Origin of the sequence: Pseudomonas sp. P129 (genome assembly GCF_020312195.1) — a bacterium.
GTDB lineage: Bacteria > Pseudomonadota > Gammaproteobacteria > Pseudomonadales > Pseudomonadaceae > Aquipseudomonas > Aquipseudomonas fragariae.
In genome coordinates, this window is the sequence record NZ_JAGPYS010000002.1 from 105,349 (window position 1) to 121,184 (window position 15,836).

The following is a 15,836-nucleotide window of genomic DNA, read 5'->3' on the forward strand; positions in this document are numbered from 1 at the left end:
GCCCCGAGCTCCAGTAGGTAAGTGGCAAACTCTTCAGGTGCTATGTCCCACCGCTGCAAATACCAGAATGAGTCGGACAGTCGTTGCTGTTCTTGTGGATGCATGGGCCACCTCATCATTTGCGTTTGGAGGAACACGGTGTGGAGTAAAAGTTATCTAGGGGCGATGAGATGCGCTTGGCTCGAATGGACAACCGTTTGGTTAGGAAGGACAGCCACAAAAAGGGCTGGGAACTCTGATGTGCAGTTATGGTGCGGGATGCTGCGACGAGGAGCCTGTTTGTCTCAAGATATAGCACCGGGATCGCTTTGGCGTATTAGGAGGATCTCCCTAAACAGCCCTCTAGCTCGGGCGTGTAAGGTGTTGGCCAGTGGTCTGTACACCCACATTCGCAAGTGAGGAGAAGGATGGCCTGCTTATTGCTGAGCTTGCTGGCAACCGGTACTACCGCCGTTTTGTTTAACCGCAGCGAGGTGAAAGCGATGAGCCAGACCAGTCAGTACTCGACCCTAGCGGTCACCGCGCCACGTCGTTTTGAGTACTGGAAAGAAGTGGTCTGTCATCACTGTCTGGAGGCAGACAGCAAATCGTTGGCGCAAAGTGATTTTGATGGTGCACTGGAGGTTCACAGCATGGGGGCGTTGGACATCTGCACGTTGTCCGCCCCCCTGCACTATTGGGAGAGGTCCGCCCAGCACCTGCGCAATGATCCCAACGATGATCTGTGGCTGGGTTTCACTCGGCGTGGTTATGGTGAACTGGAACAGGGAGAGCGTAAGGCAAAGCTGGTGGGGGACAGTTTGTTTCTTTATGACGCATCTCAGGCATTCCGTTTCAGTCTGGGGGGGGCCGAAAACCACCTGGTGCGCATTCCCCGGCAGTTGCTTAGCCAGCAATTGCCCAATATAGCAGAGTGCACCGCGGTGGTCCTCGATGATCGTCGCCCAGGGGTTACCCCGTTACGGGAGATGTTACGTCAAGCAGCGAGTCCCACTTCTAGCCTCCAAGATACGGGAATATCCAGCCGTTACTCCAACATGCTGCTCGAGCTGCTAGTGATTAGCCTGGAACTCCAGGACTTGAAGAACACGCACGAAGAGCTGGATCTGTATGGGCGGATCATGAATTATATCCATCAGTATCTGACCGAGCCGGACCTATCGCTTGAGCGCATTGCTCAAGCCCATCATGTCTCTACTCGGACCGTCACGCGCGCTTTCGCCAGGTATCAGAAATCTCCGGTCGCGGAGATCTGGAAGGAAAGGCTGCTTGCCAGTCGGGATGCCCTGGAGCGAGGTCAGGTGCGTAGTATTTCCCAGGCGGCACTAGATTTCGGTTTCTCTGATTTTTCCCATTTCAGCCATGCGTTTCGCAAGGCATTCGGTTGTGCTCCCCATACGCTTTTGCGTCGAGCTTGAAACAGACCGCATTCACCAAGCCTGAAACCAATCCTTGAAGCCATAGGATCAACACCAAGGGATTGAGGAATGCGCTCTTGGTGCAAATATTCAATGGGGCGCTTTTAGCCCTTGGATGTGCTTTGGGTAGAAACAACTATCAATCAACCCTGACTTATTCTATTGACCACGCCTGCTGCGTGGACTGCCAGGTGAGGAGGGCTACGCGGATGACAGGCTGGTGGGTTTCAGGACGCAATGGCAGGCTTAGCAGTTTCCGGTGCGACTGCAGGAGCGCTTGGCCAAGCTCGGTCTATACCTCAATGCCTCGAAGATTCGGCTGATCGAGTTTGGTCGTTTCGCTGCGGGAAATCGTAGGAAGCGGGGGCTACGCAAACCGGAGACGTTGGCCTTCCTGGGCTTTTCGCACTGACGTACTAGGCCGCTTCACAGCGGCAAGAAATGAGTACATAGTTAAGTACATCAGCAAAAGACTACGCTTTGAAATCTAAGCTTTTCAGACAGCTGGAGAACAAATTATGATCTCGTCCGCTGCGCCATATTTGCTTCCACTAAGGCCTACTGAACGCTTGGAAGCCACGGAAAAAGCGGCCTTGTGCCGCTTTTTTCGTTTTCTGAGTTTTACTGAATCTATCTCCAGCAACGGCTTTAAGTACTTATTTAAGTACACCGCTGGCACAGGCTTTTATCATGTCTCGCCCATCAATTTTCGTATAGGTTCATCTACTGTGGGGTTGTGCCCCCCTCCTAAACCGGGTCCTTCAGCACCAAAGTGATGAAGTGCTCAATCTTTCGCGAACCGATGCAAGTTGCGTAATTTCTTTGTACGAGGTGCCTGAGTCTTAACTCCGTCGCAAACGTATGCGTCTGGCCATCACGCCTTGCGTGATTAAATCGGTTGCCACTTATGCGGCAGCAACTGATCGATTTCACTCGCCCGCTGCGTCGGCAGGCGTGTGAGAACATCCTTCAGATATGCATACGGATCATGACCATTCAGGCGCGCAGACTGGATCAAACTCATGATCGCTGCCGCCCGTTTGCCGCTGCGTAACGACCCCGCAAAGAGCCAGTTCTTGCGTCCAAGAGCCCATGGTCGGATCTGGTTCTCTGCCCAGTTGTTGTCTATGGGTACAGCCCCGTCATCGAGGTAGCGCGACAGCGCTGCCCAGCGTTTGAGGCTGTAATCGAGCGCTCTGCTGATGGCCGAGCCTTCGGGCACCAGGTCACTCTGGGCGATCATCCAAGCGTGCAGCATGTTCATCACCGGTACAGCTTTTTCTTGCCGTATTCGGCGCCGTAAATCCGGCTCCAGATCGCGAACTTCGCTTTCGATTTCGTACAGCAACTGGATATAACGCAGGGCTTGCTCCGCAAGCGTGCTTTTATTCGTAGAGTGCAGTTCAAAGAACTTACGTCGCGCATGACAGATCTTGGATGTTCACTAGGTTGCGGTCTACTTCACAGGCTACCTGAGCCTGTTCCTCAGCAGCGCTGACAATCACCAAGTTGCGCTCGTTGATCTGGTTAACGCCTTCGCTGATCCGTTCAAGAGCTAGCCCTGCTTCCGTCGCTAACGCCTGGGTGCTTTGCACGATAGTCCTACATGGCATGCACCGCTTCGTCGACTCCGTTACGAATCCGATCGATCATGGCTTCAATTTCACCTGTTGAAGATTGGGTACGATGAGCCAACGCGCGAACTTCATCGGCCACAACTGCAAAATCTCGGCCTTGCTCACCTGTCCTAGCGGCCGCGATCGCAGCGTTCAGGGCTAGCAGGTTGGTCTGCTCGGCAATGCCACGAATGACCTCCAGAGCCTTGGTGATGTCATGAATCTGTCCAGCGAAGGCCTCCACGCGCTGGGTGGAGTCTGTAATTTCAACGGTTACAGTGTTGATGGCCGTCACGGCCTGCTGCACCTGTTTCTGGTCCTTTGAGGCGTCTTCAGCCGTCTGACTTATGAGCGGCTGTTGTCTGAGCGTCAGGGGATTTAGTGGGGGGTTGCAAGGTATGGAGACGACGAGCGCATCGGAGCCACCGGCGCCGGCAGTGTGCGTAAGGTCCCTCATGGAATACCCGGCCCTGCAGGTCGACCTGCTGCGTACTCGCTGGCCACCCATTCCCAATACTTGCGGATTGAGGTTTCAACCTCTGATTCCCGCACTAGATGCTGCCAGCGCAACGCCTCTTCATTCAGATCTTGAAGGCTGGCGAGCTGATCGAGCAGTTGCGCACCCGCAGCGCCGAACCGCGAACGCGCCTTATCCCAAAAGCCGTAGGACAGCTCGTATTCGGTCAGCGGCACGATCGGGAGTCGATGGATCTGCCAAAGGTGCCAGAGCAGCCCCAAGCCTACACCTTGGCGCTGATGCACGACCTCGACCTTGTTGATATACATCCGATCGCGCAACGCATTGACTGAGTAATCGACATGGCCAAGTCGTTGATTGTCTCGCTCGGCCACCAGGTAGGTCTGAGTCCCTGGAAAGGGAAACTCACCGCGTTGCGACGCGGCGCTGTGGTGAGTGCGCACCGAGATTGTCGACAGACGTTTTGTCAAGCGATCAGCCGCTCTACGTTGAAGGAAATACCGGATCGGATCAAACATAGCTACAAGCCGCCTCTGCGAGGGAGACTAACGATAACGTATTTCTTATACTGGTAATAAGCGACAAGTGCTCGATCCGTCGTAGTGAGCGGGGAAGTCCAGAGACGTCAGGTGGACCATAATCTCCGACTTCCAGAGGTCAATGTTTTACCGTCGCGTGGTAGAAACGGCCTGGATGCTGCATGCGTGGTGGCCGTTTATCAAGCAGCCGAGACTGCGGCGGGCTCTAGCAGCTTGGCGCGCATTAAATGAATGCGGGCCCGCTCGAATTTACCGGCGCGCTCCAGCTCGGCGGCCATCTCCAGATCTCAGTCCACCAGTGCCCGAAGTTTGGTTACTGGGTTGGTCTGGGTCTGTCCTAACCAAGCAGCCGCTCATGCCGGAATTTAGGAAAATCGTCACGTAGAATCCGCTCAAAGGCACCCCAAGCTCTGACGTCTATGTCGGAGTAGCCCAGCAAAAGGATTCGATATCCGCATCCGCCAAAACCAAGGAACCCGTTCATGAAATCCCGACTTTCTTTCAGTTCATCCTTTCTGATTATGTTGTCGCTGACAGGATGCGCAGCGAATATGGATGCTCCAAAGCACGATCAGTCTGGGGAAAGCGCACTTTACGGCAGTTGGCATGTTACAGGCGTAGCGATATCAGGCTCTGGCGTGCAGGCACTGGCAGATGATGATCCCAGCTTTATGGGGCGACATCTCAGTTTCAATCACGACCAGCTTGCATGGAAGGCGTCAACAGACTTGACGGAAGATGTGTGTAAGGCGCCGATTTTTCATAAGCTTCCGGCGATGAGTGGAACAGAACCGGAGCCGCAACTTCGTAAGCTTGGCATCGAAAAAGCCGTACGCTATAGCGTTGAATGCAAATCTGGAAGCTGGGGTCCTTTCGATAAAGAAACTCCGGTATTTTTTCTAGCCAAAAACGGGTCGTTAGCTCTTTCCTGGTATGACGGCGGCTTGCTGAAGCTCGTGCGAGACTGAGCTCGGAAAGGAGCCATGAGCTACCCACACAAGCAGTGGTAAAGACCAGATTTAATCGGAGCAATTTGGTTTCCACTACGAGTACCTCCACATCATCAAAGCATTGAATGATGTGGAGGGGTTGGACACACTGCTCCTACATGGGCCCCTGGGAACTTTGCTGCAAAAATCGAAGGCAGAGAATTCTGCTTGAGCGTTGCTCAGCTTGAGAAATTTCATCCAGAACAGTGATAATCCACTACGCTACAGAACTGACGAGGAATTGAGTCAGACGACGAGTAGGAACATATATGCCCTATGTACTTGCCGCTGACGCACGGGAAGTAGATCTGAGCATCCCTAACTCAATTAGAGATATCAAACTCGAGGATTCATATGTGGACCCAAGCATCGTGAAAACCAGAATGCGATAGTCTGCATGGCGTCTTCAACCACATCGAGGACACCCCCCATTTCGATGAAGCCGTGCACTTGCCCTGGGTAATGGCGGTGCAGCACCTCCACACCGGACGTGGCCAAACGATTTGCATAGGCAAAGTCTTCGTCTCGTAGGGGGTCAAAACCTCCGGTGATTATTAGCGCAGGTGGTAGATTGGAATGATCTGAGGCAAGAAGCGGGGAAGCTCGCCAATCAAGGCAAGCGCTTGGGTCAGGTAGGTAGCTGGAGACCATTGTCCTCATTGCCCGTCCCCCCAGAGGTGGAGTTTCAGCTTGTTCGATTCGAGATAAGCGTTGCTCGCCTTCCAAACTATTGTCGACGCCAGGATAGATGAGCACTTGGCAACGTAATTGGGGGCCTGGTACTTCTCGATGGGCGAGGCACGCCACTGCAGACAGGCCACCCCCGGCGCTGTCTCCGATAATACCGATACTACTACTGTCAAGTCCCAATTTTTCGGCGTTATCAAGTATCCAACGACTGGCAGCAATTGCGTCTTGAGGGCCAGCCGGGAAAGGATGCTCCGGCGCAAGCCGATAATCTACGGCTACCACAATACAGCCACACGTGTCGGCAAGCCGGCGACAAACCTTGTCATGGGTGTCAAGGCTGCCGATGACCCAACCGCCGCCATGAAGGTAGATCAATCCGCTTTGAGGATCGCTATCCACTCCTAACGGCCTGTATACACGAATAGGTATTTCTCCGGCTGGACCCGGAACAGATAGATCATTCACTTCCGCCATCGGGCGGCCCTTACCCCCCAATTTTTCGCCAATCGCGTCATAAAAGGGCCGCATCTGCTGAGGGCTCATATTATCAAGCGAAGGGCCACCAGACTTCGCCATAGCGGCCAACACCTTCTCCAGCTGAGGATCCATTAACATACTCACTCCTTCTCAGTTCCGCCGCTGAGCGTAACCATCTGGCAAATCTGACGGCGCGCAGGCGATCACGCTTTCATTATCCTGACCGCGGTCCTCGATAAACGTAACTGGAGCGAATTCGTCGATTACCAGTTTGGGATAGGTGGGTCCCGCATCGCGATATTGATGCATCAAATCAAGGTTTGCGTTCTGATAACAGACGGTTTTAACTGGATCCAAGCCTATCCAACGCGGGAAAAAGATGATGCCGTGCAAATGCTTCTCCGCGAAATTGATCGCGACGCTTACCGTTGTTCCAGTAGGCTCATCCCAGGAAATTTTGCACACATCGTCGCTGAGCCGAACGATATGAGCTAGCTGATCACGAACCCATCGCCCACCGACCATGCCGCCGTGGATACGGTAATCGATGGTGCGAGCATTCTTCAGGTACATTTCATACTGCCAACCGTTTTCGTAGGTATAGATGAAATGCTTCCCCAGAAAACGAGTGAGCTGCTCGGGCTTGGTGGACTCAAATAAATCGGCCATTGGATAGCTCCATGGTTAAAGCTGGCTTGGCGTTTGACGAAAGCCATATTAAAAATCATCCACGCTATTCACCAGTACTTTGTTTCTCTAGACTGATACTTTTCAGGTATGGGTGTGTGGCATGGAACTGCGTCATCTCCGCTATTTTGTGGCTGTTGCAGAGACAGGGGGCTTCACTGCCGCTGCCAAACGCCTGCACACGGTCCAACCTTCCCTAAGTCGACAGATCCGTGACCTTGAGGCTTACGTTAATACGGAGCTGTTTGAGCGCAATAGCCGACACGTCAAACTGACTGCTGCGGGCCGAGTTTTCTTGGACGAGGCTCGCTTGACTTTGGCACAGGCTGATCGTGCTGTAGAGCGCGCACGGGAGGTGTCGAATAGCCAAGCTTCTCGCTTGACACTGGGGTTCGTGCTAGGAGTCGAGGTAGAACTGTTAAACCATGTACTTAATGCTGTTCACGAAAAAATAGAAAATGTCGAGCTAGGTATGCAGAGCCTATCTTCTCCGGCCCTTATCGCAAAACTTAAGGAAAGGCAGATCGATGCCGCGTTTATCCGTCCTTCACCCCAGGCGGCTGGGCTCAAAATCCAGATACTAAGGCGTGAAAAACTCATCGTCGCAATGCCTAAGGGTCACCCTCTGGCGACGGAGAGCAGCATTCAGCTCAATCAACTACTAGGTGAACCATTTATAAGAGTTTCGCGTGAGCTCTCCCCGGTACTTCATGATGTCATTGAAGCGTTCACCAGCCTGCACGGCGTCGAGCTACACAACGTTTATCATTCAGAAAATCTTATGATGGCCCTCTCTCTGATCAACTCAGTCGGTGGCATCTGTCTACTACCAGAGTATTCAGTCCAATTATTCCCTCAAGGAGTAGTAGCACGATCGCTCGTCGAAGAGTCGCCATCAATTGAACTTGCCTTAGCGTGGCACCCGGAGAATCGGTCTTCCACATTAGATATGTTCCTGAAAGCTTTCCAAACTCAGGCTACACCAGTGCCATCCAAAAAACAGGGCTGATCTGTAGAAACAACCGCCAAAATACTCTGTAGTCACTTAACCGCCACCTGGCACGTGTAGATGCATGGCATTGAGGTAACCGGTTGCATAGGATCGGCAAGATCACCGGTGCAAGGGCAGGTAACGCACCTTGCCGCCCTTGCCGTGAACCTTCAGGCGCTGGATTCCGCAGCGTTCCTGAGTGTCGCTCACCTGCAGCAGCTGATCATCAAACAGGTCCGCTTTTACAAAAAATGACCTCGGAAACCACCACTGGGCAGATTTCAGTGGCTCGACATCTGCAGCAAGGTAGAATGGTGGCTTATAGCCATAACAAGGCCTTACTAGTGCATGCTGTGGAATTTCTATGTTAGACGCTAGCCTGATTGACCGAGAACTCGAGAAAAAAACCAGCGCTGCACGTTTCTCTGAGCAGTTGGAACTACGTTATCAGAGCGATATCCATACTACCCGCCGGCACCACCTGATCCTGTGCTTGATCTTGGGAAGTTTCACATTCAGTAGTTTTTCACTATGGATAGTGATCATAAATCCGAAGGAGCTGGCATCAGCAATTTTGCAGATGGTCGGAACATGCGTACCAAGCACTCTGCTGGGGGTGTTGCTTCTAAAAAGGTTATCGGAGCGCTGGAGAGAGTACGTCTCCATGTTGCCTTCATACACCGGATTTATAATTGCTTACAACGTAGTAATTAACGGTGAGCAACCTGTTTCGGGTGAGCAGTCACTGTTCATGTTTTGTTGGCCGCTGATGCTTATTTATGTTAACACGTGCATGAAAAGTCCTTTCAATGTTGCTTTGGCCTATAACATATTTTGCTTGACCATCACAGCTTGGGGTGTGCATATAGCCCCGATTTCCCTGAGCGCTGGCGGCCTGATAATAACCGCTATAGGCTCCTCATCCTTTTTCTCATTGCTTGGCAACTACTGGTCCAACGCCGAGGCCAGGCGAAGTTACCTATATTGGCTGCGCGAAGAAACCAGAGCCTCTACTCTCACCGATGCCAATAGTGACTTGCAGCGTCTTTCAGAGACCGACGCGCTGACCGGTCTGGCTAACCGTAGGCACATCCAACCGCAACTGGACGCACTTACGACAAATCATTTGGATGGACAGTCCGAGGGTGCGGTACTTTTGATCGATATAGACCATTTCAAACGCTTTAACGACCATTATGGACATCTCATCGGCGATGAGTGCTTGAGAGCTGTTGCCACTGCTCTAGGCAGTTGCTTCATTTCGCCTTGTGCCGTAGCACGATTCGGCGGTGAAGAGTTCATTGCCGTTTTGCCAGATACCTCCCATGATGAAGCCCGCAGGATCGCTCACCACGTATTGCAAACCATACGTGAACTAAACGTCGCCCACCTAGGACGCACAGACGGCATCTCGATTATCACTGTCAGCATCGGGTTAGCGCACAGTGCGAGTAGTGAGTTAACCGATAGTACCTCACTCTTGGATCAGGCTGACAAAGCGCTGTATCGAGCTAAAAGAGGTGGCCGCAATCGTCTAGAGGATACAGGATTTATATTTCCACAAAACGATGAGTCGCTTCTGAGATTGGAGGATATCCGAGAGGCCTTAGCAACAGACCAATTTGACTTGCACTTCCAACCGCTGTATCAACTAGAACCTTATCAGCTCAATGGCTATGAGAGCCTTATTCGCTGGCAGCATCCCAAGCTCGGAAATGTGCCACCTGATTTATTCATCGCAATGGCAGAACGTAGTGAGCTGATTAATGATGTAGGTGACTGGGTTTTGGATAAAGCCTGTGAACAGGCCAGCCGCTGGCATGACGCTGTAAACATATCAGTAAACCTTTCACCTATACAGCTTGCCAACACCGATTTTCCAATGAAAGTGGCAGGTGCATTACTTAAGCATGGTCTCGCGGGGCATCGCCTAATATTGGAAATAACCGAAGGAGTTCCTCTCCGTATAAATGATCAACTATTGAGTACAGTTTCAGGTCTCAGCAACCTGGGCGTACGACTGGCTCTGGATGACTTCGGTCAAGGTCATGCCAATCTAGCTTATCTCCTGAAACTTCCATTCCATTCTTTGAAGGTTGACCGTCAGGTACTGAGAATTGAAGACAAATCCCAACGCGAGCAGGTATTGCTGGCCCTTTTGAAACTAGGGCATGCCTTTGGTCTCAAGGTGTTGGCGGAAGGCGTTGAGACCGCTCAGGATCTCGAATTACTGCGTAATATAGGCTATGACCATGCTCAAGGCTATTATCTTGGACGTCCTCAACCGGATACATTTTCTTGTAACTCATTGCCCCCCGTACAATCGCTGGCTCCCATTGTCAGCTTCATATAGTTTCGGGTAACTGACTGGACTTGCCATTGAGGTTATCGGTCAATTTTATTGGAAATAGGATTTCTCGAATGCGAGGGCCTTGGTCAATGAAGCCCTTCTATTAATACTTTACTTTATAGGTGGGTGAGTCCTCAGGTCTATTTTCTCCCCGATCGTATATCCTCGTCGTGCTGATGTTGGCATGGCCCAGCCAAGCCTGGATCTTGGCGATATCCGCCTCGTGCTCTAGGGCATATGCGAGCAGGCTGCGCTCGATAATTACATGATTTCTTTGCTGAAGAATTACTGCTAACACCATCGCGCGATTTTTTGAAAATCGTGAACCATTGTTTGATGGTTCGGCATAGAAAGTCTGAGGCAACCCGGCAGAACCTCGGAATAATCAAGCAGAGAATTCCAGGGTAAAGCGTGAGCCAGAAAGAGCATTTTCCCACTGAGGTTCACCTCCCAGCTGCCTGCTCAAGCGAGAGATGAGTTTCATGCCCAAGCTAGCGGGTTTCGTCTGCTGCCAACCCTCAGGTAACCCCGGGCCACGATCACGAACTTCCAATCGTAGACGATCGCCGTTGGGCTTGATGCTGATGCTTACATCGCCTGGTTTCTGTGGAGAGGCGTATTTCACTGCATTGGTGACCAGTTCGTTCACCAGCAGGCCTAGAGGAATCGCGTCATCTGTGGGAATCATTACAGGAGGAGCTTCGTATGTCAGGATTTTGGTCGACGCGGAGCTGCTGAATTTCTCGCAAAGTTCCCTCAGAAAATCCTCCAGGTTCAGGCTTCGCACTTCGCCCGTTTGCCACAAACGGTCATGCAGTTGCGCATTGGTCAATACCCGCGTTTCTGCATCGTCGAGTGCCTGTCGAAGGTCTGCGGACGGTGAGCTGTTGCTCTGCACGCGCAGCAAACCCGCCACAATTGCCAAGCTGTTCTTGACCCTATGACTGACCTCCTGCGTCAACACATGCTGGTATTCAAGGGCTTGTCGTAATTGCTCTTCGTTAGCCCGCAGTGCGTCTTCATAGCTCTGACGTTGCAACGCAACGCCTAGGAGATTGGCAAAGGCCTGCATAAATGCCAGATCGGCTTCGGTGAATCGGCCATCGAGCGGACTGTCCACTTCGAGTACGCCATAGGGCTCATCCGCGACTAGTAAAACCACATTGATCGCCCGCTTCACGTTATGGTCAGCCAGGATTCGTGGTGTGCGGAAACGCGCTTCTGCCTGCAGGTGGTTGGAAATGACCGCTCGTCTCGTCTGAAAAGCGAAACCCGCCGGGCTTTCTAGATCGGCTCCTGCGCGTGCATGCCCTACGTATCCAGGTTTCCAGCCCACACCGGCGATCATTAAAAAGTCGCCCTCTTGCGGCTGAAAGGCCATGACCTTGCAGAGCAGGGTGGACATGCCTTCTGCACAAACGGGTAGCCTCCTGAAGCAACAGCCCTGCCTCGTGGGTTTTCAAGGCGAGCAGTCCAAAATCTGCCGTCAGCTGCTGTTGACGGAGTCGGTAAGCCAACTCTTCGGCGTTGGCCGCTCCTTGCTCGGGGGGGGACGGGCGCAGCATTGTAATGATCAGCGGACATTAATGACCTCTATGACGGGGGGCCTTCGTTTTGATTGAGAGCCTTTGTCATGGCCGTCCAGATCCGTCCTGGGAGTTAGCAGTGAAGCCTGACGAATACGAGGGATTTTAAAGGGATGCGCTTGGGCCGTAAATCCAGGCAAATAGGTTTTACCCGAACCCTGGCGTCTAGAATGGGTCTGACTAGCAGATATTCGTTTACCCTATACCTTCTCGGCGCCTGTACTACGCGGACGCACCGCTGCGTAGCCTATGCTCGTAATGCCACCCTACCTCTTTGGATTAAGCCGGTATGTTCATACCCCCTGCTGATGAATTCGTTTCTTCCTCAAGGGGAAAGCTGACTTCGGACGCTCTACCCATGATCGGTGGGGGCCAAATGGGTGACCTGGTGCGAGGAACCGATTGGTCTCTAACTCCTCTGGGCGCTTACAACAGCTGGCCAGCCTCTATGCGCACGGCACTGTCGCTGGTGTTGAACGCCAAAGGCATCGCTGCATTATATTGGGGAGAACGGCAGTGGCTTCTGTACAACGATGCCTATGGTCTCGCGTTGGGGGATCGGCATCCTTCGGCTTTCGGACAGCCTATGCCTGACGTCCTGACGGACATTGGCCCCGTCCTCGGTCCTCAAGTTGCCGAAGTGCTGAGGACTGGTAAAGGGTTTGCCATCGAGAAGTTGTCCATGACCATGAACCGGCATGGCCATGATGAGGAGACCGTCTGGACCTACAGCTTTTCCCCCATACAGGGCGAGAGCGGTGGTTTTGCCGGCGTCCTGCTCCTTGCTACCGAAATGACTCAGCAGATCCTGGCCGATCGTGAAAGGGATAAAGCCGAAGGAGATCGCGCGCAGGCGGTTGTACAGCTGAAGGAGCTGAATGCTCGGCTCGAAGCTGAGGTGACTCGGCGCACCGAGGATCGAAACAGGCTGTGGTTACTGTCTTCCGACATCATGATTCGGTGCACATTTGAAGGGTTGATCACCGCTGTCAACCCCGCGTGGACTGTTTTGTTAGGTTGGCAGACGGATGAGTTGATTGGTCGGACCATTTTCGAACTGATTCACCCCGAGGACCTGGACCATACAATCAAAGCAGTAAACATGTCGGCTAGTGGACATGCTTACAATCGCTTCCGTCACAGGGACGGCAGTTACCGAAGGATTTCATGGTCGACCCAGCCGGATGACCAGCAAATTAACGCGGTAGGACGTGATTTCACGGCTGAGTATGACGCCGCGCAGGCTCTGGCTAAAGCAGAAGAAGCATTGCGCCAATCTCAGAAACTCGAGGCCATTGGTCAGCTCACTGGCGGTGTAGCCCACGACTTTAACAACCTGTTAACAGTGATCAAATCCTCTACGGATATGCTCAAACGGCCGGACATTGCCGATGAGCGTCGGGCTCGGTATGTGTCCGTTATCTCGGACACCGTTGAGCGGGCGGCGAAAGTAACTTCACAGCTTTTGGCTTTTGCCAGGCGTCAAGCATTGAAGCCCTCAGTGTTTGTCGCCTGCGACAGCGTAAAAGCCTTGGCAGGGATAATAAGTACCATGGTGGGTCTCAAGTAGAGATCAGTCTTGATCTCCCTGAGCAAAATCATTTTATCCGTGCCGACACCAATCAGTTTGATACCGCATTGGTGAACATGGCTCTCAATGCACGGGATGCCATGCAAGGCCAGGGGCGTCTCACGTTGCGAGTCCAGGCTGCAAAGCAATTGCCTGCCGTGCGATCGCATCCTGCCATTGCTGGCGATTACGTTGCTGTCTCGATCAGTGACACCGGCTCCGGTATCCCCCCCAGAAAATCTGGAACAGATCTTTGAGCCGTTCTACACCACCAAGAGCGTAGGCAAAGGGACCGGGCTTGGACTGTCCCAGGTTTTTGGTTTCGCGAAACAATCGGGCGGCGAAATCGTGGTGACAAGCACGATCGGTCAAGGCAGCACATTTACTCTGTATTTGCCTCGCGTATTCCAGCCAGCTGAAACCTTAAACGCTCCTACTCCTGTTGCGCTCATTAACGGACATGGGACAAGCGTATTGGTGGTAGAGGACAACATTGATATAGGTATCTTCACAGTCCAATCGCTCACTGACCTCGGTTATGCTACCTTCCTGGCTCACGACGCCCAGGAGGCACTTGCCGAATTAGCAAAGGATGCTCGCCGATTTGATATCGTGTTTTCTGACGTGGTCATGCCAGGCAAGAGCGGAATCGATTTAGGCCAGGAAATTCAACGGTTGTACTCAGATTTGCCGGTGGTACTGGCTACAGCCATGTACTTGCGCAGAATGGCGCAACAGGTTTTAAGCTTGTGCATAAGCCCTACTCTGTTGAGCAGCTATCGAGCGTGCTTCAACAGGTGCTCAGCGCGACAAAGCAAGGAACGCAATGCCCATAATTTCGGTTTCATCGACGGAAGAGCCCGTCAGTGGTAGCGTGGTGATTGTCGAAGACGATCCCTTGATGCATCGGTTGATCGTGGAAATCTTTACTGACCTTGGTGCTGACTCCATTGGATTTTTCAGCGCTGACGAAGCCTTGATGCACCTCCTGCAGTCCAAAATCCCCTGTGCATTGCTGATCACCGATTCTACTTTGCCAGGTCAGCTTTATGGCAAGGAACTCGCGATGATGGTGCATCAGCGCTGGCCAAGTACCCCGATTATAGTGACCACCGGCTACGGAACGGAGGTGAGCCGTGACCTGCCTGCCGGAGTCGCATTCCTGCAAAAGCCTTGGAGTTTGGATCAGCTGGTGCAGACAGCCAGGCACATGCTCAAAAACGGCCACTAATCGCAGCTAGATATTTAGGGACTTACGTTAAACCCCGCTATGAATATTTAAGCACGGCAACGCGCGAGATAATCTATTGCGCAGAACCGCTGAATACTTAAGCGGTGTGGTGTTTTACCTCAAAGGGCTAGCGAGTGCAGATCATGTGCTGCGGTGGTGTAACCGTCCACCTGTTAGCCCAAATGATAGAAGAAGCCCGTGGTCTGCCGCTTGCTCAACTCCAGATATGAACCCCGACGTATGATTCGAGCGATAGGGCTGCCCCTGGAGTTGCAGTAGGGTCTACAGACGGCGATTGGCAGGGTACGAGCGAAACTTTCCCATTCTTGAACAATGGGTTTGATGTTTTCGATCAAGAAATCGGACAAGCGCATAGCCGTCTCCCTGTAATTAGGCCAAGCGCCTAGACTGGCGCACTGATCGCTTAGTAAAACATCAATCAAATGAGTGGGGAAATCAACGTCGTCGACACGAAAAGATCTTCGGCCGTGTCGGCCTGGCCATACCGCGCTCGACACTGGCGCAGTGGGAGGGTCAAACCGGCGTGCAGTTGCAGCCTCTGGTCGATGCGCTGCGCGAAGTGGTGCTGGCCCAGCGCGTGGTCACGCCGATGAAACGCAGAATGAAAGCACTGACAGCCTTCAATTTTGAACAGGGCTTTGTCACGGCCTCTTTAAACATCCATATCTGGGCGCAGGATCAACCACACCTGATGGCGATCCAGACGTTATATCAGACCGGCGCCGAGCTTTGCTTTCGAAGAGCCGAAACATGTTGTGTCGGGCCCGACCACGACCTGCTTCACCAAGTCCGGCCCCCCATCATCTTGTGATGCAGTCGGCCGGATCGAACAGCACCCATTCGTCTTCGCCCATCATCTGGATTTCCCGCAGCGAGCCGTTCGTAAACTCCAGTCGGTATTCCCTCAGATACAGGCGCTTTCTGCTCTACAGGGACCACCATGTTAAAGAGTGTATAAAGCGCCAGGTACGGTAAGCGCGGATCTCTCTTTGCGGCCAATACAGAAACGTTGCCATTGCCGGGCCAGGACAGACACCCGCTGTTCTCTAGCCAACGCCGAACAGCGCGAAGCGGCTTGGTTGTTGGCTGCGACAGCTTGATTCACTAGTGTTTGGCGGCCAAGCTTCGTTTCAACACCTTTCGACAGTTTTGCGCTTTCTTCCGAGGAGGCTGGACCCGCCGAATTTCTTATG

At 52.7% G+C, this 15,836-nt stretch carries 12 protein-coding genes and 4 pseudogenes; 9 read left to right on the plus strand and 7 right to left on the minus strand.

Going from position 1 to position 15,836, the window contains the following annotated elements:
- The first annotated feature begins 482 nt into the window (after positions 1–482).
- Positions 483–1,418: a helix-turn-helix domain-containing protein gene (locus KBY02_RS06225; RefSeq protein ID WP_024642033.1), complete on the plus strand. Its 936-nt coding sequence runs from the start codon at positions 483–485 to the stop codon at positions 1,416–1,418.
- An 889-nt stretch (positions 1,419–2,307) separates the two neighbouring features.
- Here the strand turns inward: KBY02_RS06225 and tnpC are convergent.
- The 3 genes and pseudogenes from tnpC to KBY02_RS06240 form a co-directional block, all read right to left on the minus strand.
- Positions 2,308–2,850 (minus strand): annotated as a pseudogene (gene tnpC / locus KBY02_RS06230) (IS66 family transposase); the annotation flags it as partial.
- 173 nt (positions 2,851–3,023) lie between these two features.
- Positions 3,024–3,542, minus strand: a pseudogene (locus KBY02_RS26250) (methyl-accepting chemotaxis protein); the annotation flags it as partial.
- On the minus strand, positions 3,488–4,030 hold the full coding sequence (locus KBY02_RS06240; protein WP_024642037.1) for a hypothetical protein: 543 nt from the start codon (positions 4,028–4,030) through the stop codon (positions 3,488–3,490). The gene KBY02_RS06240 and the pseudogene KBY02_RS26250, both read right to left, overlap by 55 nt.
- Positions 4,031–4,533: 503 nt before the next feature.
- Here KBY02_RS06240 and KBY02_RS06245 point away from each other — a divergent pair.
- Positions 4,534–5,019 carry a hypothetical protein gene (locus KBY02_RS06245; protein WP_024642038.1) on the plus strand — a complete coding sequence of 162 codons (486 nt, stop codon included), beginning with the start codon at positions 4,534–4,536 and terminating at the stop codon, positions 5,017–5,019.
- 357 nt (positions 5,020–5,376) lie between these two features.
- Here KBY02_RS06245 and KBY02_RS06250 read toward each other — a convergent pair whose 3' ends face one another.
- Positions 5,377–6,345: an alpha/beta hydrolase gene (locus KBY02_RS06250; RefSeq protein WP_050594029.1), complete on the minus strand. Its 969-nt coding sequence runs from the start codon at positions 6,343–6,345 to the stop codon at positions 5,377–5,379.
- A 12-nt stretch (positions 6,346–6,357) separates the two neighbouring features.
- Positions 6,358–6,876, minus strand: a complete 519-nt coding sequence (locus KBY02_RS06255) for a phenolic acid decarboxylase (protein ID WP_024642040.1) — start codon at positions 6,874–6,876, stop codon at positions 6,358–6,360.
- A 121-nt stretch (positions 6,877–6,997) separates the two neighbouring features.
- Here KBY02_RS06255 and KBY02_RS06260 point away from each other — a divergent pair, with 121 nt between their 5' ends.
- Both KBY02_RS06260 and KBY02_RS06265 read left to right on the plus strand, forming a co-directional pair.
- The gene (locus KBY02_RS06260; RefSeq protein ID WP_024642041.1) at positions 6,998–7,903 is read left to right on the plus strand and encodes a LysR substrate-binding domain-containing protein; all 906 of its coding nucleotides are present in this window, start codon (positions 6,998–7,000) and stop codon (positions 7,901–7,903) included.
- A 346-nt stretch (positions 7,904–8,249) separates the two neighbouring features.
- Positions 8,250–10,238, plus strand: a complete 1,989-nt coding sequence (locus KBY02_RS06265) for a putative bifunctional diguanylate cyclase/phosphodiesterase (protein ID WP_024660464.1) — start codon at positions 8,250–8,252, stop codon at positions 10,236–10,238.
- A 100-nt stretch (positions 10,239–10,338) separates the two neighbouring features.
- Here the strand turns inward: KBY02_RS06265 and KBY02_RS06270 are convergent.
- Together KBY02_RS06270 and KBY02_RS06275 are read right to left on the minus strand one after the other, a co-directional pair.
- Positions 10,339–10,470: pseudogene (locus KBY02_RS06270) on the minus strand (integrase); the annotation flags it as partial.
- Between the two features lie 150 nt (positions 10,471–10,620).
- On the minus strand, positions 10,621–11,640 hold the full coding sequence (locus KBY02_RS06275) for a sensor histidine kinase (RefSeq protein ID WP_197709712.1): 1,020 nt from the start codon (positions 11,638–11,640) through the stop codon (positions 10,621–10,623).
- 557 nt (positions 11,641–12,197) lie between these two features.
- Here KBY02_RS06275 and KBY02_RS06280 point away from each other — a divergent pair.
- The 5 genes and pseudogenes from KBY02_RS06280 (at position 12,198) to KBY02_RS26385 (ending at position 15,454) form a co-directional block, all read left to right on the plus strand.
- The gene (locus KBY02_RS06280; protein ID WP_225650022.1) at positions 12,198–13,391 is read left to right on the plus strand and encodes a PAS domain-containing protein; all 1,194 of its coding nucleotides are present in this window, start codon (positions 12,198–12,200) and stop codon (positions 13,389–13,391) included.
- 192 nt (positions 13,392–13,583) lie between these two features.
- A complete protein-coding gene (locus KBY02_RS06285) occupies positions 13,584–14,264 on the plus strand; it encodes a response regulator (RefSeq protein ID WP_225650024.1) in 681 nt (226 codons plus the stop codon).
- Complete coding sequence (locus KBY02_RS06290; protein ID WP_024642044.1) at positions 14,218–14,622, plus strand: response regulator; 405 nt, start codon at positions 14,218–14,220, stop codon at positions 14,620–14,622. Before KBY02_RS06285 ends, KBY02_RS06290 begins: the two co-directional genes overlap by 47 nt.
- Positions 14,623–15,088: 466 nt before the next feature.
- Positions 15,089–15,240 (plus strand): annotated as a pseudogene (locus tag KBY02_RS06295) (IS66 family transposase); the annotation flags it as partial.
- A gap of 4 nt (positions 15,241–15,244) precedes the next feature.
- Entirely contained in the window at positions 15,245–15,454 is a 210-nt protein-coding gene (locus tag KBY02_RS26385; RefSeq protein ID WP_412548784.1) for a hypothetical protein, read from the plus strand.
- The last annotated feature ends 382 nt before the right edge of the window (positions 15,455–15,836 follow it).